The following is a 19,705-nucleotide window of genomic DNA, read 5'->3' as shown; positions in this document are numbered from 1 at the left end:
TGCGTTTTGGTATCGGTTCACCACCCCTGTGTCCGGGCCGGCTGCGGCTGACGGTAAAGTCAGGGGGCATCGTCGGCACGTTCCCACAGGAGGCCCCCGGGTGGAGGTCCAGGAGACTCGCGTTCAGACCGACCGAGTCCTCACCATCCCCAACATCCTGAGCATGGCTCGTCTCCTCGGCGTGCCGCTCTTCCTGTGGCTGATTCTCCGCCCCGTGTTCGGCGGGCCGAATAGCGATGGCTGGGCTCTGCTCGTGCTGATGCTCAGCGGAGTCAGCGACTATCTCGACGGAAAACTCGCCCGACGCTGGAACCAGATCAGTAGCCTGGGCCGTCTGCTGGACCCCGCGGCCGACCGGCTGTACATCCTTTCCACCCTCCTCGGCCTGACCTGGCGGGAGATCCTGCCGCTGTGGCTGACCCTCGCTCTATTGGCCCGTGAGCTGATGCTCCTGGTGATGGTCGGCATCCTCCGACGGCACGGCTATCCGCCGCCGCAGGTCAACTTCCTGGGGAAGGCGGCCACCTTCAACCTGATGTACGCCTTCCCTCTCCTCCTGCTCAGTGACCGGGACGGGTGGCTTGCGTCACTCGCTGAAGTTTTCGGGTGGGCCTTCGCCGGATGGGGTACAACTCTGTATTGGTGGGCAGGGATCCTCTACGTGGTCCAGGTCCGCCGACTTGTCAAGGCGGATACCGCGGCCGATTGAGCCTGTCCGTCCGGTGCCGCTCGGTGAATACGAGCGCCCCGCTGACGCATCTGGGCCACAGTCACGGATGGGTGAAGTCGGCTAGACCGTCGTCTCTGCAAGGAGGACGCTTCCGACATGAAGGCCGTCGTGATGGCCGGCGGCGAAGGCACTCGTCTTCGCCCCATGACCTCGAGCATGCCCAAGCCACTCCTGCCGGTCGCCAACCGGCCGATCATGGAGCACGTGCTGCGGCTGCTCAAGCGGCATGGGCTCAATGAAACCGTCGTAACCGTGCAGTTTCTCGCCTCGCTGGTAAAAAACTATTTCGGTGACGGCGAAGAGCTCGGCATGGAGCTCACCTATGCCAATGAGGAGAAGCCACTCGGCACAGCGGGGAGTGTCAAGAACGCCGAGGAAGCACTCAAGGACGATGCGTTCCTGGTGATCTCCGGCGACGCTCTCACCGATTTCAATCTGACCGACCTCATCGAGTTCCACAAGGAGAAGGGCGCCCTGGTCACGGTTTGCCTGACGAGGGTGCCGAATCCGCTGGAATTCGGAATCACGATCGTGGACGAGGAAGGAAAGGTCGAACGCTTCCTGGAGAAACCCACGTGGGGCCAGGTCTTCTCCGACACCGTGAACACCGGCATCTACGTGATGGAACCCGAGGTCTTCGACTACGTCGAGGCCGATGTTCCGGTCGACTGGTCCGGAGACGTCTTCCCCCAGCTCATGAAGGAAGGCAAGCCGATTTACGGCTATGTCGCCGAGGGCTACTGGGAGGACGTCGGCACCCACGAGAGCTACGTCAAGGCCCAGGCCGACGTGCTCGAAGGAAAGGTCGACGTCGAGCTCGACGGATTCGAGATCTCGCCGGGGGTGTGGGTCGCCGAAGGCGCCGAGGTGCATCCGGACGCGGTGCTGCGCGGGCCGCTGTACATCGGGGACTACGCCAAAGTCGAAGCCGATGTCGAGATCCGCGAGCACACCGTCGTCGGCTCCAATGTGGTCGTCAAGAGCGGCGCGTTCCTGCACAAGGCGGTGGTCCACGACAACGTCTACATCGGCCAGCACAGCAACCTGCGCGGCTGCGTGATCGGCAAGAACACCGACATCATGCGGGCGGCCAGGATCGAGGACGGGGCCGTCATCGGCGACGAGTGCCTCGTCGGTGAAGAATCGATCGTTCAGGGCAATGTCCGGGTCTACCCGTTCAAGACGATCGAGGCCGGCGCGTTCGTCAACACGTCCGTGATCTGGGAGTCGCGAGGGCAGGCACACCTCTTCGGGGCGCGCGGTGTCTCCGGCATCCTCAATGTGGAGATCACCCCGGAACTGGCGGTACGGCTCGCGGGGGCGTATGCCACGACGCTGAAGAAGGGCGCCACGGTCACCACCGCCCGCGACCACTCCCGAGGCGCGCGTGCGCTCAAGCGGGCGGTGATCTCGGCGCTGCAGGCCAGCGCCATCGACGTACGCGACCTGGAGAACGTACCGCTGCCGGTGGCGCGGCAGCAGACCGCCCGAGGCAGCGCCGGCGGCATCATGATCAGAACGTCGCCGGGCGTGCCCGACTCCGTCGACATCATGTTCTTCGACGAGCGGGGTGCCGACCTGTCACAGGCCGGACAGCGCAAGCTCGACCGCGTGTACGCCCGGCAGGAGTACCGGCGCGCGTTCCCCGGGGAGATCGGCGATCTGAGCTTCCCGTCGAGCGTCTTCGACTCCTACACCGGGTCCCTCCTGAGGACCGTGAACACCTCCGGCATCTCCGAAGCCGGTCTGAAGGTCGTCGTCGACGCGTCGAACGGAAGCGCCGGCCTCGTCCTGCCCAGCCTGCTGGGACGGCTCGGCGTGGACTCGCTGACCATCAACCCGGGGCTGGACGAGTCGCGGCCCACCGAGTCGGCCGACTCCCGCAGGGCCGGACTGGTCCGGCTCGGGGAGATAGTGGCTTCGGCCCGAGCGGCCTTCGGCGTGCGGTTCGACACCGTCGGCGAGCGGCTGTCGCTGGTGGACGAGCGCGGCCGGATCATCGAGGACGACCGGGCGCTGCTCGTCATGCTGGACCTGGTCGCGGCCGAGCGCCGCAGCGGACGGGTGGCGCTGCCCGTGACCACGACCCGGATCGCCGAGCAGGTGGCGGCGTACCACGGCACTCAGGTGGACTGGACGACGACATCGCCGGACGATCTGACCCGGGTGGGCCGCGAGGAGACCACGATCTTCGGCGGTGACGGGCGCGGCGGGTTCATCGTTCCGGAGTTCAGCAGTGTCTTCGACGGCACCGCGGCGTTCGTCCGGCTGATCGGCCTGGTCGCGCGTACCCAGCTCACGCTGAGCCAGATCGACGCGCGGATCCCGCGGGCCCACGTGCTCAAGCGGGACCTGGCGACTCCGTGGGCGGTCAAGGGGCTCGTCATGCGGCGGGTGGTGGAGGCGGCCGGCGACCGGCACGTGGACACCACCGACGGTGTGCGGGTCGTCGAGGCCGACGGCCGGTGGGTGATGGTGCTGCCGGACCCGGCGGAGGCCGTCACGCATCTGTGGGCGGAAGGGCCGGACGACGCGTCCGCCCAGTCCCTGCTCGACGAATGGGCGGCCGTGGTGGACAGCGCGGGTCGCTGATCCACGGGCCCCCGGGCCGGTGTGCCGGAAGGTGCTGACGGGCGCCTTCCGGCACACCGGTGGGGCCATTCGGCGGTAGCAGCTCCGACGTGCGACGATGTGCGGCATGTCGCAGCAGCCCCCCGTTCGGAGCACAGGCTCCCCGCCTCCGCGTCCCGACGCGTCCATGTCGCTGCTGACCAACGTGATGGACCACGCGCTCGACGACGGATACGCGGAGGCTTCGGCCCGCAGGGCCGCCGACGGCGGCGGGCTGCCCCGTACGCTGCGGGCGAAGCTGGGGCTGGCGGCGGGGCTCGTCCTGGCCGCGCTGGTGGTCACCCTGGGTGCCGCCCAGGCGCGGATATCGGCACCCGTGGTCGCCAAGGAGCGCGAGGAGCTCATCGACCGCATCGAGGCGGAGACCGCCGCGGTCGACTCCCTCGAGCAGCGGATCGAGTCACTGCGCGCCGAGGTGGGGGAGCGGCAGCGCAAGGCGCTGGAGGAGCACGGGGGCGACCAGGCGGCGCTCGTCGCGCTGCTCTCCGGGGCGACTCCGGTGCGGGGGCCCGGCGTGAAGCTGGTCGTCGACGACGCCAAGGGCACGGATCAGGGCGGGGACGGTCCGCGCGAGAGCAGTGGGTTCGCCGACACGGGGCGGGTGCGGGACCGCGACATGCAGCGGATCGTCAACGGGCTCTGGCAGTCGGGTGCCGAAGCCATCGCGATCAACGGACAGCGCCTGACCGCCCTGTCGGCCATCCGCGCGGCGGGCGACGCCATACTGGTCGACAACAGGCCGCTGGTTCCGCCGTACACGGTGCTGGCCGTCGGGGACGGAAAGAAGCTGAGCGCGGCGTTCCAGGAAAGCGCCGACGGTCAGTACTTGCAGGTGCTGCAGGAGAACTTCGGTATTCGCACCAGCATTTCGGACCAGGGCGAGGTGCGCCTGCCGGCCGCGCCGAGCCTGATCGTACGCACAGCACAGCCGGGAACCGCCGGAGCCGCCAAGGGTGACGGGCAGGCGACGGCCGACACAGGGAAGGGCACATCTTGATCGCCGTACTGGGCCTCGTGGTGGGAGTCGTGGTCGGGCTGTTCGTCCGGCCCGAGGTGCCGGCGGTGGTCGAGCCCTACCTGCCCATCGCCGTCGTCGCCGCCCTGGACGCGGTCTTCGGAGGTCTGCGGGCCATGCTCGACGGGATCTTCGTCGACAAGGTCTTCGTCGTCTCCTTCCTGTCGAACGTCGTCGTGGCCGCGCTGATCGTGTTCCTCGGCGACAAACTGGGTGTCGGTGCGCAGCTGTCCACGGGTGTGGTGGTCGTTCTCGGCATCCGGATCTTCTCCAACGCCGCCGCCATCCGGCGGCATGTGTTCCGGGCGTGAGGCCGATGAGCAACGAAGAGACACCGAAGGGCGAGGACGCCGCACAGCCGGCGCCGGCGGCGCCCGAGCCGCAGGAGTCGCCCCAGCCGTCGCAGGAGCCCCAGAGCGGCCGTCAGCGGCTGATCGCGGGGCTGTGGCCGCCGCGGATCACCCGGGCACAACTCATCGTGGCGCTGCTGCTGTTCGGCCTCGGCCTGGGGCTCGCGATCCAGGTCCGCTCGACCAGCGACGACAGCGCCCTGCGCGGTGCGCGCCAGGAGGACCTCGTCCGGATCCTCGACGAGCTGGACGACCGCACCCAGCGGCTGGAGGACGAGAACGCGCGGCTGGAGGACCAGCGCACCGAGCTGGAGAACAGCTCCGACCAGGCGGAGGAGGCCCGGAAGCAGACCCTGGAAAAGGAGCGGCAGCTGGGCATCCTCGCCGGTACGGTGGCGGCACAGGGTCCGGGGATCACGCTCACCATCAACGGCGGAGCGGTCGACCCGGACATGCTGCTCGACGCGATCCAGGAACTGCGTGCCGCGGGTGCCGAGGCGATCCAGGTCAACGACGTCCGGGTGGTCGCGGACACGTACTTCTCCGGTGACACCGGCGCCATCGAGGTGGACGGCCGGAAGATCAGTGCTCCGTACGTCTTCAAGGTCATCGGAAAGCCGCAGGACCTGGAGCCGGCGCTGAACATCCCGGGCGGCGTGGTGCAGACGCTGGAGAAGGAGCAGGCCACGGCCACGGTGACGCGGTCCCAGAAGATCGTCGTGGACGCCTTGCGACCGGTGAAGCGGCCTGACTACGCTCGGTCGTCGTCGCAGTGAGGCGGGGGCGCATGGGGGTCGCGCGACAAGGGCAGGAGGTTGCGGGGGGTCGGCGCATCAGGAGCTTGGTGCGTGGTGGAAACTGTCCGGAGGATACGGACGTTGTGAGGGTGTCCGGGTCGGCAGGTGTGTTCATTCAGGGTTCGTCCTGCCCCACGGGCGGGTCTGTTTCGTTCAAGGGGAATCGCCCGTGAAGTTGTTTGCGAAGTTGTTCGGCAAGAGCGCACGCGAGGACGGCAGCAATGCCAGGCATCGCGCGCCGCGCCATGGCCAGGGTGAGGAGCAGGGCGGCGAGCGCCCGCTCTTCCGCGACGAAGTCGCCGGTGGTGACATTCCGGGGGGTCAGGGCGCGTCTGTTGACCCTGCCGGTCCCGGCCGCATAGGTTTCGGAGAACCATCAACCTCGAGTACGGGTGGAGAGTTTGCTCCGGACCCGTATGCGACCAGCGCCCACGCGGGCCAGCCGCGGCAGGAGGATTCGTCCATGCCGGTTTGTACGAGGTGCGGGCACCGTAACGCCGAGGCCAGTCGGTTCTGCTCCAACTGCGGCGCCCCGCTGCGTGCGGGCGTTCCCGCGGAGCGGGCGTCCGAGACGACGTCGACGATCTCGATCTCGGGGCTGGAGGCGTACGACTCGGAGGCCACCGGCCAGACCCAGCTGCCGTCGCTGTCGCCCGAGGCACAGGCGGCCGTCGACGCGCTGCCGCTCGGCTCGGCGCTCCTGGTGGTGCGCCGCGGTCCGAACTCGGGCAGCCGCTTCCTGCTCGACAGTGATCTCACGACGGCCGGTCGTCACCCGCAGAGCGACATCTTCCTGGACGACGTGACCGTGTCGCGGCGCCACGTGGAGTTCCGCAGGTCGCCGGACGGCAGCTTCACCGTCTCGGACGTCGGCAGCCTCAACGGCACGTACGTCAACCGGGAGCCGATCGACTCGGTGGTCCTGGCCAACGGCGACGAGGTCCAGATCGGCAAGTACCGGCTGGTCTTCTACGCGAGCCAGCGAGGCGTGTGACCCGGCGGGGAAGGCCCATGCGAACCACGACGGGCGGTGTCGGACACGGCACCGCCGGCGGGGCCGTCCAGTTGGTGAGCATCGGGACGGTGCTCAGCCAGCTCCGTGAGGAGTTCCCCGAAGTCACGATCTCCAAGATCCGGTTCCTGGAGGCCGAGGGGCTCGTGGAGCCGCAGAGGACGGCCTCCGGGTACCGGAAGTTCAGTCCCCAGGACGTGGAGCGCCTGGCGCAGATCCTGCGGATGCAGCGAGACCACTATCTGCCGCTGAAGGTCATCCGCGAGCATCTGGACGCGCTCGCGCGCGGTGAGCAGGTGCGGCTGCCCGCACCGGGCGGCGGGGCGCAGCGCGAGCTGCTGGACGGCACTCCGTGGGACGCCGAGCAGGACCGCCCCACGGCGGCCCGGGTGGGCCGGGCGGAACTGCTGGCGGCCGCGGAGGTCGGCGAGGACGAACTCGCCGAGTGGGAGTCCTACGGGCTGATCGCGCCCGCGGCGGACGGTGGGTACGACGCCGAGGCCGTGACCGTCGCCAAGCTGGTCGCGGATCTGGGCAGATTCGGGCTGGAACCGCGCCATCTGAGGGCCGTGAAAGCCGCCGCCGACCGGGAGGCCGGGCTGGTCGAACAGGTGGTCGCGCCACTGCGCCGGCACCGTAATCCGCAGACCAGGGCCCATGCCGAGGCGACCGCGAAGGAACTCGCGGAACTGTCCGTGCGGCTGCACGCGGCGCTGGTGCAGACGGCCCTCGGTATCCGCTTGTACTGATCTTGAGAGAGCCCGACTATCCAAACAGGTCCGGCACGTCCTAGGGTTGCAATGTGAACGAGCTCGATGTTGTCGGTGTCCGGGTGGAAATGCCCTCCAACCAGCCGATCGTGCTCCTGCGTGAAGTGGGAGGCGATCGGTACCTCCCCATCTGGATCGGTCCGGGGGAGGCGACCGCCATCGCCTTCGCTCAGCAGGGCATGGCGCCCGCCCGGCCGCTCACCCACGATCTCTTCAAGGACGTGCTCGAGGCCGTCGGCCAGGAGCTGACCGAGGTCCGGATCACGGACCTGCGCGAAGGGGTCTTCTACGCGGAGCTGGTCTTCGCCAGCGGTGTCGAGGTGAGCGCCAGGCCTTCCGACGCCATAGCGCTGGCCTTGCGTACCGGCACCCCGATCTTCGGCAGTGACGGGGTGCTCGACGACGCCGGAATCGCCATTCCCGACGAGCAGGAGGACGAGGTGGAGAAGTTCCGCGAGTTCCTCGACCAGATCTCGCCCGAGGACTTCGGCACCAACAGTCAGTGAGACCGCCGGCTTCGCCGGCCCGTGGGAACCTTGCCGCCATGGGGTGCTGTCAGCGCATTCGAGTAGCCTTTCCCGGCATTGGGATACGGGAAACCACTCTCAGGGTGATTATCACTCGGCGTGCCGAGTGTGGCGATCGTTGACGCACCCCGAGTGACTGCCTACCGTCGGGATGGCAGGTCAAGGACGGAGGGTCGGCGTGATGAACAGCGGCGACGGTGCGACTGGGGGTACCCCCGGACGGAGTCTGGGGCAGAGCGGGCCGTTTCCGCTTCACGGAACCGTGGCCGGCCCGGCTCACGAAGGCACGGATGACCCGGCCGCCGACACCATCGGATACCGGGGGCCAACCGCGTGCGCGGCGGCGGGAATCACCTATCGGCAGCTCGACTACTGGGCGCGCACCGGGCTGGTCGAGCCGAGCGTGCGGCCCGCTTACGGCTCGGGGACGCAGCGGCTGTACAGCTTTCGCGACGTCGTCGTCCTGAAGATCGTCAAGCGGTTCCTGGACACCGGGGTCGCGCTGCAGAACATCCGGGCCGCCGTCCAGCATCTGCGGGCGCGTGGCTTCCGCGACCTGGAGCGCATGACGCTGATGAGCGACGGGGCCACCGTCTACGAGTGTTCGTCGCCCCACGAGGTCGTCGATCTGCTCCAGGGCGGTCAGGGCGTGTTCGGGATCGCCGTCGGGGTGGTGTGGCGCGATGTGGAGGCCGCGCTGTCGCAGCTGCACGGGGAGCGCGTCGACACCGGCGAGACGCTGGTCGGCCACAATCCGTCGGACGAGCTGGCGCGGCGCAGGCGCGACAGGGCCGTCTGAGGCCGGTCCCCCGGGGCGGGCCGATTGTCAGTGGCGTGAGGCAGCATCGGTGATGTGAGAGCCGCGCCGACGATCCTGCATCTGGACATGGATGCCTTCTTCGCCGCCGCCGAGCAGGCGGCGAAGCCCAGTCTGCGCGGGAAACCGGTGGTGGTGGGCGGACTGGGGCCCCGCGGGGTCGTCGCCACCGCGTCGTACGAGGCGAGACGCTTCGGGGTGCACTCGGCGATGCCGATGGCGCAGGCGCGCCGGCTGGCGCCGAACGCCGCGTATCTCGTGCCGCGGTTCTCGCTCTACCGGGCGGTCAGCGAGCAGGTCATGGAGTTGCTGGGGCGGCTGTCCCCGCTGGTCGAGCCGCTGAGCCTGGACGAGGCCTTCGTGGACCTGGAAGCGGGGGGCGCGGCCCATGACTCGGCCACGGCACGGGATGCCGGTGAGCGGCTGCGCAGGGACATTCTCGGGGCCACCGGGCTGACCGGCTCCGTCGGCCTCGCCGGCTCGAAGATGCTGGCGAAGATCGCGTCCGAGCAGGCCAAGCCGGACGGTCTCCTGCTGATCGAGCCGGGCACCGAGCGGGAGCTGCTCGCGCCGATGCCCGTGCGCATCCTGCCGGGCGTGGGGCCGGCGACCGGTGAGCATCTGCGGAGGGCCGGCATGACGACGGTCGCGGACCTCGTGGCGGCGGGCGAGGACGAGCTGGTCCGGCTGCTGGGGAAGTCGCACGGAGGATCGCTGTACCTGATGGCGATGGGGTACGACGACCGGCCCGTGGTCGCCGAGCGGGACGCGAAGTCGGTGTCCGTCGAGGACACCTTCGATGTCGACCTGCACGACCGGACGCGGGTGCGGCTGGAGGTGGAGCGGCTCGCCGACCGGTGCGTGGGGCGGCTGCGCGCCGCCGGGCGGTCGGGCCGGACGGTGGTGCTGAAGGTCCGGCGGTACGACTTCTCGACACTGACGAGGTCCGAGACGCTGCGCGGCCCGACCGACGACCCCGCGGTGGTGAGGGAGGCGGCCGGGCGCCTGCTGGAGGCGGTGGACACCACCGGCGGGGTGCGGCTGCTGGGCGTCGGTGTCACGGGCCTCGCGGACTACACCCAGGAGGACTTGTTCGCCCAGGCGGCCGCCGGAGCCGCGGAGGCCGCCACGGCCGCGGAAGCCGCGAGTGCTTCCCGGTCCGCCGGCGCACCGGACGCGGCGGAGGTGCCGGAGATGCCGGGCGGAGGCGACCGGGGCGGCCCGGTGACGGCCGCTCCGGGCACGCCGGGAGCTGTGGCTGAGGGGGCCGCAGGGGCCTCCGCGCCCGGCGGGGCGGCAGGCGCGGACGTACGGGAGGCGAGCCTGGGTTCGGAGCGGCGGTGGCCGGCCGGGCACGACGTGTGGCACACCGTGTACGGGGCGGGGTGGGTTCAGGGCAGCGGCGTGGGGCGGGTGACCGTGCGGTTCGAGGAGCCCGGGTCGGCACCGGGCCGGGTGCGGACGTTCTGGACCGACGACCCGGACCTGGAGCTGTCGGATCCTCTGCCGCTGGTGCCCGGTGGCCCGACGGGTCAGTCGTCCTGGCCGGCCAGCTTGCCGAAATCGCGGTCGGAGGACGGCGGCGCCGAGTCCTCCGGACGGGAGGGCAGGTCGATGCCGTAGTGGTGGTAGAGCTGCAGCTCCTGCTCGGGCGAGAGGTGGCGCCCCACGCCGAAGTCGGGCGCGTCCTTGATCAGCGCGCGGTCGAACGGCACGTGCAGCCCGTCGTCGGCGACTTCGCTCGGCTCCAGGGGGACGAAAGCGTCGCGGCTGAACAGCCCCGTGCGCACGGCCGCCCACTCCGGTACGCCCGTCGCGTCGTCCAGATACACCTCGTCGACGGTCCCGATCTTGTGGCCGTTGCGGTCGAAGGTCTTGCGCCCGATCAGGCTGCGCGGATCGATGTCGGTCTGCACGGTCCCTCCAATTGCTCGCAACGCTCGCAACCGTTCTCTGAACACTACGAAAGTGCACAACGGTGACGTCGGCCACTCGAGGGAACAGGCACCGACCTCGCTGGTAGGCTGGCTAGCGGCTGCTGACCCCGTGCGGGAGAGTCCTCCGGAGAAACCTTTCGGAGGCGCCGAAGGAGCAAATCCTCCCCGGAATCTCTCAGGCACCCCGTACCGCACGGACGAGGTCACTCTGGAAAGCAGAGCGGGCGTCGGACGGCATCCGCTCTCACCGACGGTGAAAGCCGGGTCGCCGCATCGCGCCCGGTGAAGCTCTCAGGTTGAGATGACAGAGGGGGAGGCCGTCCGGGCACCCGCGCCGTGGTGCCCCTCGTAGGTCGTGACGACCAGGAGGCCTCCGCATGACCGCCAACCGCACCCCGCTCTCCCAGCTGGAGCGAGGCACCCCCTTCGAGCAGCGCCACATCGGACCCGACGCCGAAGCCCGTGCCAAGATGCTCGCCCAGGTCGGCTACGGATCGCTCGACGAGCTCACCGACGCCGCGGTCCCGGACGTCATCAAGAGCGCCGAGGCGCTCGGGCTGCCGGACGCCCGCACCGAGGCCGAGGTGCTCGCCGAGCTCCGGTCGCTCGCCGACCGCAACCAGGTCGTGGCGCCGATGATCGGCCTCGGCTACTACGGCACCTTCACGCCTCCGGTCATCCTGCGCAACGTCATGGAGAACCCGGCCTGGTACACCGCGTACACGCCGTACCAGCCGGAGATCTCCCAGGGGCGCCTGGAGGCGCTGCTGAACTTCCAGACCGTGGTCGCCGATCTCACGGGGCTGCCCACCTCCGGAGCCTCCCTGCTCGACGAGGGCACCGCGGCCGCCGAGGCGATGTCGCTCGCCCGCCGGGTCGGCAAGGTCAAGGGCGGTGTCTTCCTGGTCGACGCCGACGCCCTGCCGCAGACCATCGCCGTGATCGAGACCCGCGCCGAGCCGACCGGGGTCGAGGTCGTCGTCGCCGACCTCAGCGAGGGCATCCCGGCCGAGGTCGCCGAGCGCGGTGTCTTCGGCGTGCTGATCCAGTACCCGGGCGCCTCCGGTGCCGTACGGGACATCAAGCCGGTCATCGACCGCGCCCACGAGCTCGGTGCCGTCGTCACCGTCGCCGCCGACCTGCTGGCCCTGACCCTGCTCGTCTCGCCCGGCGAGCTCGGCGCCGACATCGCCGTCGGCACCACCCAGCGCTTCGGTGTCCCGATGGGCTTCGGCGGTCCGCACGCCGGCTACATGGCCGTGCGTGAGAAGTTCGCCCGCAGCCTGCCCGGCCGTCTCGTCGGCGTCTCCGTCGACGCCGACGGCAACAAGGCCTACCGCCTCGCCCTGCAGACCCGCGAGCAGCACATCCGCCGTGAGAAGGCCACCAGCAACATCTGTACCGCTCAGGTGCTGCTCGCCGTCATGGCCGGGATGTACGCCGTGTACCACGGCCCCGAGGGCCTGAAGGGCATCGCGCAGCGCACGCACCGGTACGCCACGATCCTCGCCGAGGGCCTGCGCGCCGGCGGCGTCGAGGTCGTCACCGGGACGTTCTTCGACACCGTCACCGTCCGCGTGCCGGGCAAGGCCGCCGAGGTCGTGGCCGCCGCCCGCGAGGGCGGCGTCAACCTCCGCCTGGTGGACGCCGACCACGTCTCCGCCGCCTGCGACGAGACCACCGGCCGCGCCCAGCTCGCCGCCGTGTGGGACGCCTTCGGGGTCCGTGGCGACATCGACGCCCTGGACGCCGCCACCGAGGACGTGCTGCCCGCGGCGCTCCTGCGCAGCGACGTGTACCTCACGCACCCCGTCTTCCACGCGCACCGGTCCGAGACCGCGATGCTGCGCTACCTGCGCCGGCTCGCCGACCGCGACTACGCGCTGGACCGCGGCATGATCCCGCTCGGCTCCTGCACGATGAAGCTGAACGCGACCACCGAGATGGAGCCGGTCACCTGGCCGGAGTTCGGACAGATCCACCCCTTCGCGCCGGTCGACCAGGCGCAGGGCTATCTGACCCTGATCCGTGAGCTGGAGGAGCGCCTCGCCGAGGTCACCGGCTACGACAAGGTGTCGATCCAGCCCAACGCCGGCTCCCAGGGTGAGCTCGCGGGCCTGCTGGCGGTCCGCGCCTACCACCGCGCCAACGGCGACTCGCAGCGCACCGTATGCCTCATCCCGTCGTCCGCGCACGGCACCAACGCCGCCAGCGCCGTGATGGCCGGCATGAAGGTCGTCGTCGTCAAGACCGCCGACGACGGCGAGATCGACGTCGAGGACCTGCGCGCGAAGATCGAGCAGTACCGCGACGAGCTGTCGGTGCTGATGATCACCTACCCGTCGACGCACGGCGTCTTCGAGGAGCACGTCGCGGACATCTGCGCCCAGGTGCACGACGCCGGCGGCCAGGTGTACGTGGACGGCGCCAACCTCAACGCGCTGGTGGGCCTCGCCGAGCCGGGCAAGTTCGGCGGCGACGTCTCGCACCTGAACCTGCACAAGACGTTCTGCATCCCGCACGGCGGCGGCGGCCCCGGCGTCGGTCCGGTCGCTGTGCGCGAGCACCTCGCGCCGTACCTGCCGAACCACCCGCTGCAGCCGAGCGCCGGCCCGGAGACGGGCGTCGGCCCCATTTCGGCCGCGCCGTGGGGCTCCGCCGGCATCCTGCCCATCTCCTGGGCGTACGTCCGGCTGATGGGCGGCGAGGGCCTCAAGCGCGCGACGCAGGTCGCCGTGCTCGCCGCGAACTACATCGCCAAGCGCCTTGAGCCGCACTACCCGGTGCTGTACACCGGACCGGCCGGCCTCGTCGCGCACGAGTGCATCGTCGACCTCCGCCCGATCTCCAAGGCGACCGGCGTCAGCGTCGACGACATCGCCAAGCGCCTGATCGACTACGGCTTCCACGCGCCGACGATGTCGTTCCCGGTGGCCGGCACGCTGATGATCGAGCCCACCGAGAGCGAGGATCTCACCGAGATCGACCGGTTCTGCGACACGATGATCGCGATCCGGGCCGAGATCGAGAAGGTCGCGTCGGGCGAGTGGCCCGCCGAGGACAACCCGCTGCGCAACGCCCCGCACACGGCGGCCGCGCTCGGCGGCGAGTGGCAGCACCCGTACAGCCGTGAGGAGGCGGTCTTCCCGGCCGGCGTCGCGGCCGCGGACAAGTACTGGCCGCCGGTGCGCCGGATCGACGGTGCCTTCGGCGACCGCAACCTGGTCTGCTCCTGCCCGCCGCTGGACGAGTACGACAACTGAACGACGTGACGAGGGGCCGGTACGGAAGCGATCCGTACCGGCCCCTCGCCGTGCGTGCTGTCGTGCCCGCGCCTCGGCGCCTCAGGCGGCGGTCATCACCTGTGCGGTGCTGAGCGGCCGGTGCGGCGCGATGATCTGCCCGTCCGGCAGCAGCTCGCCGGTGTCCTCGAAGAGGAGAACGCCGTTGCACAGCAGGCTCCAGCCCTGTTCCGGGTGGTGCGCCATCAGGCGGGCGGCCTCCCGGTCGGCGGAGTCGGCTGTCGGGCAGGCTGGCTGGTGCTGGCACATGGGTGGGTTCTTTCGCTGCGGTGTGGTGTCTGTCCTGCGGCTCGATGCGGTGCTCATGGCCGCCCCCCGTTTGAGTCGGTGGTCCGTTCCAAGTGTTGCCCTACGGGAGTGAATCCGCAGGGATTTCGCTGCAGCGGTTCCTACTGCTTAATGACGTATCACTCGCGAGGATGGTTCAGCTCAACCGCACTGTCCCTTCGGGTGGTTCGGAGTGGCCCCAGTGGGCTAGTCCGAACGGGCGGGGCCGGGTCAGGCCGTTGACTCGAGCAGCGGCGCCGGTGTGAGCCGCAGGGTCATGACGGGAAGCAGCTCGGCGACCCGGTGCGGCCGGTGGGACGCGATCCCGGGCGGCGCCGGCGCGAGGGGCACCAGCAGGTCGGCCGGGTCCGGCGTGCCGGTGGCCGGATCCGCCTCGATGTCACCGTGCAGCCACAGCGTCAGCATGTACAGGTCGGGCACGGACAGCAGACGGGCCTGGTAGCGCGACTGGAGCGCCTCGGCCTGCCGCAGGGCGCGTTCCGTGGAGGCGATGTAGGGGCCTTCGAAGAAGTGTGAGAAGGACCAGCCGTCCGCGGTGAGCCTGGTGTCCGCGGCGGCGACGGAGCGGTCGCCGGCCCGGATCAGGAACCGCCAGCCGGCGAGCCGGGTACGGGGTGTGCCGTCGGACGGGACGATCGGGTCGCGCATGTCGAGGACGTGAACGGGCAGGGGCAGTTCAGGGCTGAGCGGTCCCTGGACGGACCGCAGTGCGGGGGTATGGGCCTCGCGGACGGCGGCGGAGCCGAGTGCGACGAGCACGCTGCGCAGGGCGGGCGCGGGGGCCTGGGAGACATGGAGCGGCATGGTGGGTCGCCTCTCACTCAAGAGACAGGGTGATGCGAGGGAAGGTGCGGACGGCACTGTCAGCGGCGGGGCCAGAGGGGGGTCGAGGGCCATTGGCCGGGCGCCGACTCTCTGCCTCGTTCGCGGAGTTTATACCTCGCGTGTTCACGCGATGTTTCCACTAGCCGTCGCCGGCATTGCCGGCAAGGCGGTATCAGGTCCTTGTTATGCGGCGTATCTGCGGATTTCCCGGGAACACGAGGCGGTGGCCTCGGACGTCGTCCAGGGCGCGGTCGGCTGAATCCCGTCGGCGTTTACGCCCGATCCGGCCGCTGGTAACTGCGCGCTGCCTCATGCCGCCGGAATGTGCCGACGGCCGACCTACCAAGCCTACCCGTCACACGGTCTTCGTGGGGGCGTTACAGATCAGTTCGACTGGGCATTATCGACCGTGACGCGAGCGCCGATGCCGCGTGCTGCCCACTGGAGGAGGGACCCTTCGATGGGGGAGAAGGTCGTGGCAGGCGGGTCCGACCTGTCCGATCGGCAGAAGTACCGCAGGAAGCTCCACGAGTGCCTCGCGGCGCTGGGGAGGCTGCTTGCGGAGAAGCGGTTCGATCGCCCCAGGAATCTCATGGGGCTGGAGATCGAACTGAATCTTGCCGGGGCCGACGGCATGCCCAGGATGCTGAATGACGAGGTACTGAGGCGCATCGCCAGTCCGGATTTCCAGACCGAACTGGGAATGTTCAACCTCGAAGTCAATATTGATCCGCACCGGCTCGGTGGGCATGTCTTCGCCCGGCTCGCCGAGGAGCTGCGCACCTCCCTGGGATATGCCCACCGCAAAGCCAGGGAAGTGGATGCCGGGATTGTGATGATCGGAATTCTTCCGACACTCACCCAGCAGGACCTGGTGCCCGGCGTCCTCTCCGACGTCGATCGGTACGCGCTGCTCAACGATCAGGTGGTCGCCGCCCGCGGCGAGAACTTCACCCTCGACATCGAGGGACCCGAGCACCTGCTGTGCACGGCCGACTCGATAGCGCCCGAATCGGCCTGCACCTCACTGCAACTGCACCTCCAGGTCACGCCGGCCCGCTTCCCCGATGTGTGGAACGCCGCGCAGGCCGTCGCCGCGGTGCAGATCGCCGTCGGCGCCAACGCGCCGTTCCTGTTCGGCAGGGAGCTGTGGCGCGAGTCGCGGCCTCCGCTGTTCCAGCAGGCCACGGACACCCGGCCGCCCGAGCTCACCGCCCAGGGCGTACGGCCGCGCACCTGGTTCGGCGAGCGGTGGGTCGACTCCGCCTATGAGCTCTTCGAGGAGAACGTCAGGTTCTTCCCCGCCCTGCTGCCCATCTGCGACGAGGAGGAGCCGCTGCGGGTCCTCGACGAGGGAGGCGTACCGACCCTGCAGGAACTGGTCCTGCACAACGGCACGGTCTACCGCTGGAACCGTCCGGTGTACGGACTGGTGGACGGCGTGCCGCATCTGCGGGTGGAGAACCGGGTGCTGCCCGCCGGCCCCACCGTGGAGGACGTGCTGGCCAACGCCGCCTTCTACTACGGTCTGGTCCGGGCGCTCGCCGAGGACGCCAGGCCGGTGTGGAAGCGGCTGTCGTTCGCCGAGGCCGCCGGCAACTTCGACACGGCCTGCCGCCACGGGATCGACGCCGAACTGCGCTGGCCCCGGCCCGGCCGCGGCGGGATCACCCTGGTGCCGGCGGTGAAGCTGGTACGGGACGAACTGCTGCCGCTCGCCGCCGCGGGCCTCGACGCGTGGGGCATCGAGCGGGCCGACCGCGACCGCTATCTCGGCATCATCGAGGCCCGCTGCAGGCGGCGGATGAACGGCGCGTCCTGGCAGGTCGACACCTACCACCGGGCGCGGGAGGCCGGGCTGGAGCGTGAGGCAGCCCTGGCGGCCACCACCCGCCGCTACACCGAGCTGATGCACCAGGGCGAGCCGGTGCACACCTGGCCGGTGGGGTTCCCGGCGCGGACCGGGTGAGGGGCGCCCACGGCGGGCCGCGCGGCCGCTCAGCTCTCGCCGGGTGTGGTCGGAGGGGACGTCTGGCCGACCGCCATGATCGCTCTGAGGATCACGGCCTGGATCTCGGCGGGGTCGCTCACCCGGTAGGCGGCCCCGCCCGTGGTCCGGGCGATCCGGTCGAGCTCCTCACGGTCGGTGTCCGGACCGATGGCGATGGCGATCAGCGGCACGGGACGTTCCGGGTCGGTGCGTTTCCTCAGCTCCTCGACCAGCGCGTCGCGCGAGATGCTGAACCGGTCCTGGTTCGAGCCGTCGGTGAGGACGACGACCGCGTTGAACTTGCCCTGCGCGTAGCCCGCGACCCCGGCCCGGCAGGCGGCCAGCACCGTGTCGTACAGCCCGGTGGCGCCCTCCGGCACCGGTTCGAGGTCCTCGAACGCCTTCGTCAGCCGGGCCCGCTGGGTGGGTCCGCCCTCCACCGTGGCGCCCAGCCGCGCCGTCGGCACCAGTTGGCGGTAGTCGCGGGGGCCGTCGAGCCCGGTCGCGAAGTCCCACAGCCCGATCTCGTCCTCGGCCGTGAACTGCCCGAGGGCCTCCACCAAGGACGCCTTGGTGACGTCCATGCGGGACCGGTCCCGGCCGGGCACCGGCGTCGCCATGGAGCCGGAGGCGTCCACGACGGTCGTGAGCCGGGCCCTTTGCACGGTGATGGTCCACATGCCGAGCGTCTCCTGGAGCAGCTCGGCGGGGACGGGCGTGCGGTCCGGCGAGGCGTACGGCTGCGGCGCCATCCCGCCGGCCGTCCTCACCAGGTCGCCCGGCACGGGGGAGTCCGGTGTCCGGAAGCCGTGCTTCGTCAGCGTGCGCAGCGCGTCCGGCTCGCTCATCAGCGTCATGAACCGCATGGCCGCACGGCTCACGTCGACCGACAACGCGTCGTCGTCGACGAGGTGGTACGGGTAGTCGAGCAGTGGGGCGCCGTCCACCGGATACAGGAGACGCAGGTCCCGGCCGCCTCTGGGGGCGGAGTTGTGGGTGAAGGCGGCCTGCTCGGAGAGGAACACCGCTTCGTTGTGGTCCGCGAGGGTGCCGACGACCGTGGTGTCGCCGTCGGAGGTGCGCTGTGAGAGCAGCTTCGCGGTCGCGGCGATCCGCGCCTCGCCCGCCGCGCCGTCCTTGCGCGCGGAGTCGGTGATCTGGCCCAGGGCGAGCAGGGCGGTGGCGCTGCGGGCCGGGTCGGCCGCGCCCAGACGCAGCCGTCTTTCCCCCGTCGCCTCCGCCGCGATCCGGTCCCACGAGTACCTCGTACGGGGCCAGCCCAGCCCTTTGGCCGAGCCGGGCCCCGTGGCCAGGACCACCGGGCTCGCCGCGACGCTGCCCGCCGAGGTGAGCGGGGTCCCGTTCCCCGTGCCCTCCGCGCGCTCGGTCCAGATCGCCGAGTCGGGGATCCAGACGTCGTAGTCCGGTTTCATCGAGCCCTTGGACAGCGTGCCCGCGACCGTGTGGTTCTCCCGGGCCTCGACCCGTACGTCGAGACAGTTCCCGTCGGAGGTGACGTGGGCGGAGCGGGCCCGCTCGGCGATCTCGCGCACGGCCGGGGCGATGTCGGGGGAGGCGACCACCCCGAGACGTACCGCGGCGTTCTCGCAGGAGGCGGCGGAGGTGAGCAGTCCGCTGCGCGCCGCGAGTCCGGTACCCGCCGCCACGCCCAGCACGACCAGGGTCGCGACGGCGATGGTGCGCCGGTGCGAGCGCGGGACGGCCGCCCCGCCTCCCTCCGACCCGCGGTCTTCGGGCAAGCTGTGACGTCCCACCTCGTCCCCCGGTCTGTCGCGCACGATTCTCGTACTCGCATTCGAGACCCTAGCGGCGTCGGGGCCGGGATGGGACGGGATTGCTGAACTGGAGGCAGGTGTGCAGGCAGAGGCGGGACGAGTGGCCGATTCCCTTCCCCCGGACGGCAGTTGGCGTCGGACCTTGCGGTCCGAGCTGCTGCTCGTCCTGGCGTTGTCGCTGGGGGCGAGCGCGGTCGCCTCACTGATCCGGTTCATCGGGGCCCTGACACGGCCGGGGGGTCTGAAGGAGCAGGCGGCGCGGCTCAACACCTCGATCGTCCCCGACCGGCCGTGGCTCGACCTGGCGTGGCAGTTGTTCGGTATCGCCACGGCACTGGTACCGGTCGCCCTGGTGGCGCACCTGCTGATGAGAGAGGGGGCCGGGCTCCGGGCGATCGGTTTCGACCGGAGCCGGCCCTGGTCGGACCTGGGGCGCGGAGTGCTGGTCGCGGCGGGCATCGGCAGTGCCGGGCTCGCGTTCTACTTCGTGGCGCGGGAAGCCGGGTTCAACCTGACGGTGGTGCCCGAGTCCCTGCCGGGCGTCTGGTGGAAGTACCCGGTGCTGGTCCTGTCGGCGCTGCAGAACTCCGTACTGGAGGAGGTCATCGTCGTCGGTTATCTGCTCCGCAGACTCGGCCAGCTGGGCTGGACACCGATGGCCGCGCTCGTCGCGAGTTCAGTGCTGCGCGGCTCGTACCACCTGTATCAGGGGGTCGGCGGGTTCATCGGCAACATGGTGATGGGCGCGGTCTTCGTGCTGCTGTACCGGCGGTGGGGGCGGGTGGGGCCGCTGGTGGCGGCGCACGCGCTGCTCGACATCGTGGCGTTCGTGGGCTACGCGCTGCTGAAGGACCATGTGGGCTGGCTGGGGCTGCCCCAGTGACCGTCCGAGTGTGAGGCGCTGCCGAAAGAGGGGGG

The 19,705-nt window shown here is 70.3% G+C and carries 17 protein-coding genes and 1 riboswitch; of the genes, 13 read left to right on the top strand and 4 right to left on the bottom strand.

Annotated elements, in window-relative coordinates; translation table 11 throughout:
- Nucleotides 1-100: 100 nt before the first annotated feature.
- The 10 genes from ACY34K_RS14535 to ACY34K_RS14490 all read left to right on the top strand — a co-directional run bounded on the left by ACY34K_RS14535 (nt 101) and on the right by ACY34K_RS14490 (nt 10,272).
- The gene (locus tag ACY34K_RS14535; protein WP_462746864.1) at nt 101-709 is read left to right on the top strand and encodes a CDP-alcohol phosphatidyltransferase family protein; all 609 of its coding nucleotides are present in this window, start codon (nt 101-103) and stop codon (nt 707-709) included.
- Nucleotides 710-826: 117 nt separating this feature from the next.
- Nucleotides 827-3,322 (top strand): sugar phosphate nucleotidyltransferase, encoded by a 2,496-nt coding sequence (locus ACY34K_RS14530; protein ID WP_462746862.1) that lies wholly within the window; start codon nt 827-829, stop codon nt 3,320-3,322.
- A gap of 106 nt (nt 3,323-3,428) precedes the next feature.
- Nucleotides 3,429-4,358 (top strand): DUF881 domain-containing protein, encoded by a 930-nt coding sequence (locus tag ACY34K_RS14525; RefSeq protein ID WP_462746860.1) that lies wholly within the window; start codon nt 3,429-3,431, stop codon nt 4,356-4,358.
- A complete protein-coding gene (locus ACY34K_RS14520) occupies nt 4,355-4,687 on the top strand; it encodes a small basic family protein (RefSeq protein WP_031069011.1) in 333 nt (110 codons plus the stop codon). Before ACY34K_RS14525 ends, ACY34K_RS14520 begins: the two co-directional genes overlap by 4 nt.
- A 5-nt stretch (nt 4,688-4,692) precedes the next feature.
- Nucleotides 4,693-5,502 (top strand): DUF881 domain-containing protein, encoded by an 810-nt coding sequence (locus ACY34K_RS14515; protein ID WP_462746856.1) that lies wholly within the window; start codon nt 4,693-4,695, stop codon nt 5,500-5,502.
- 82 nt (nt 5,503-5,584) lie between these two features.
- Nucleotides 5,585-6,517: an FHA domain-containing protein gene (locus ACY34K_RS14510; RefSeq protein WP_462746881.1), complete on the top strand. Its 933-nt coding sequence runs from the start codon at nt 5,585-5,587 to the stop codon at nt 6,515-6,517.
- 17 nt (nt 6,518-6,534) lie between these two features.
- A complete protein-coding gene (gene ftsR, locus ACY34K_RS14505) occupies nt 6,535-7,284 on the top strand; it encodes a transcriptional regulator FtsR (protein WP_462746855.1) in 750 nt (249 codons plus the stop codon).
- A 53-nt stretch (nt 7,285-7,337) separates the two neighbouring features.
- A complete protein-coding gene (locus tag ACY34K_RS14500) occupies nt 7,338-7,811 on the top strand; it encodes a bifunctional nuclease family protein (protein ID WP_005475662.1) in 474 nt (157 codons plus the stop codon).
- Nucleotides 7,812-8,010: 199 nt separating this feature from the next.
- Entirely contained in the window at nt 8,011-8,631 is a 621-nt protein-coding gene (locus tag ACY34K_RS14495) for a MerR family transcriptional regulator (protein ID WP_462746852.1), read from the top strand.
- 54 nt (nt 8,632-8,685) lie between these two features.
- Nucleotides 8,686-10,272, top strand: a complete 1,587-nt coding sequence (locus ACY34K_RS14490; RefSeq protein WP_462746850.1) for a DNA polymerase IV — start codon at nt 8,686-8,688, stop codon at nt 10,270-10,272.
- Here ACY34K_RS14490 and ACY34K_RS14485 read toward each other — a convergent pair.
- Complete coding sequence (locus tag ACY34K_RS14485; protein ID WP_462746878.1) at nt 10,182-10,577, bottom strand: PRC-barrel domain-containing protein; 396 nt, start codon at nt 10,575-10,577, stop codon at nt 10,182-10,184. The genes ACY34K_RS14490 and ACY34K_RS14485 overlap by 91 nt on opposite strands.
- A gap of 111 nt (nt 10,578-10,688) precedes the next feature.
- Nucleotides 10,689-10,788: riboswitch (glycine riboswitch) on the top strand.
- A 175-nt stretch (nt 10,789-10,963) separates the two neighbouring features.
- Between ACY34K_RS14485 and gcvP the strand changes: the two genes are divergently transcribed.
- Nucleotides 10,964-13,849 carry an aminomethyl-transferring glycine dehydrogenase gene (gene gcvP / locus ACY34K_RS14480; protein WP_462746847.1) on the top strand — a complete coding sequence of 962 codons (2,886 nt, stop codon included), beginning with the start codon at nt 10,964-10,966 and terminating at the stop codon, nt 13,847-13,849.
- A gap of 81 nt (nt 13,850-13,930) precedes the next feature.
- Here gcvP and ACY34K_RS14475 read toward each other — a convergent pair whose 3' ends face one another.
- Nucleotides 13,931-14,137: a DUF5999 family protein gene (locus ACY34K_RS14475; protein WP_462746845.1), complete on the bottom strand. Its 207-nt coding sequence runs from the start codon at nt 14,135-14,137 to the stop codon at nt 13,931-13,933.
- Nucleotides 14,138-14,386: 249 nt separating this feature from the next.
- Nucleotides 14,387-14,980: a hypothetical protein gene (locus ACY34K_RS14470; protein WP_462746842.1), complete on the bottom strand. Its 594-nt coding sequence runs from the start codon at nt 14,978-14,980 to the stop codon at nt 14,387-14,389.
- A 481-nt stretch (nt 14,981-15,461) separates the two neighbouring features.
- Here ACY34K_RS14470 and ACY34K_RS14465 point away from each other — a divergent pair, with 481 nt between their 5' ends.
- Nucleotides 15,462-16,970 (top strand): glutamate--cysteine ligase, encoded by a 1,509-nt coding sequence (locus ACY34K_RS14465; protein WP_462746840.1) that lies wholly within the window; start codon nt 15,462-15,464, stop codon nt 16,968-16,970.
- Nucleotides 16,971-16,999: 29 nt separating this feature from the next.
- On the opposite strand, the gene ACY34K_RS14460 is transcribed toward ACY34K_RS14465, so the two are convergent.
- Nucleotides 17,000-18,751 (bottom strand): substrate-binding domain-containing protein, encoded by a 1,752-nt coding sequence (locus tag ACY34K_RS14460; RefSeq protein WP_462746838.1) that lies wholly within the window; start codon nt 18,749-18,751, stop codon nt 17,000-17,002.
- 115 nt (nt 18,752-18,866) lie between these two features.
- On the opposite strand from ACY34K_RS14460, the gene ACY34K_RS14455 reads away from it, so the two are divergent.
- Nucleotides 18,867-19,670: a CPBP family intramembrane glutamic endopeptidase gene (locus tag ACY34K_RS14455; protein ID WP_462746836.1), complete on the top strand. Its 804-nt coding sequence runs from the start codon at nt 18,867-18,869 to the stop codon at nt 19,668-19,670.
- Nucleotides 19,671-19,705: the final 35 nt, after the last annotated feature.

This window comes from Streptomyces sp. STAM6, assembly GCF_054963715.1.
This window is presented reverse-complemented; position numbering and strand designations above follow the sequence as displayed.

What these genes read in the sequence shown, in the direction of transcription:
- ACY34K_RS14530 (WP_462746862.1), top strand. Translation starts at nt 827, where the DNA reads ATGAAGGCCGTCGTGATGGCCGGCGGCGAAGGCACTCGTCTTCGCCCC.
- ACY34K_RS14525 (WP_462746860.1), top strand. Translation starts at nt 3,429, where the DNA reads ATGTCGCAGCAGCCCCCCGTTCGGAGCACAGGCTCCCCGCCTCCGCGT.
- ACY34K_RS14515 (WP_462746856.1), top strand. Translation starts at nt 4,693, where the DNA reads ATGAGCAACGAAGAGACACCGAAGGGCGAGGACGCCGCACAGCCGGCG.
- ftsR (WP_462746855.1), top strand. Translation starts at nt 6,535, where the DNA reads ATGCGAACCACGACGGGCGGTGTCGGACACGGCACCGCCGGCGGGGCC.
- gcvP (WP_462746847.1), top strand. Translation starts at nt 10,964, where the DNA reads ATGACCGCCAACCGCACCCCGCTCTCCCAGCTGGAGCGAGGCACCCCC.
- ACY34K_RS14475 (WP_462746845.1), bottom strand. Translation starts at nt 14,137, where the DNA reads ATGTGCCAGCACCAGCCAGCCTGCCCGACAGCCGACTCCGCCGACCGG.
- ACY34K_RS14470 (WP_462746842.1), bottom strand. Translation starts at nt 14,980, where the DNA reads ATGCCGCTCCATGTCTCCCAGGCCCCCGCGCCCGCCCTGCGCAGCGTG.
- ACY34K_RS14465 (WP_462746840.1), top strand. Translation starts at nt 15,462, where the DNA reads ATGGGGGAGAAGGTCGTGGCAGGCGGGTCCGACCTGTCCGATCGGCAG.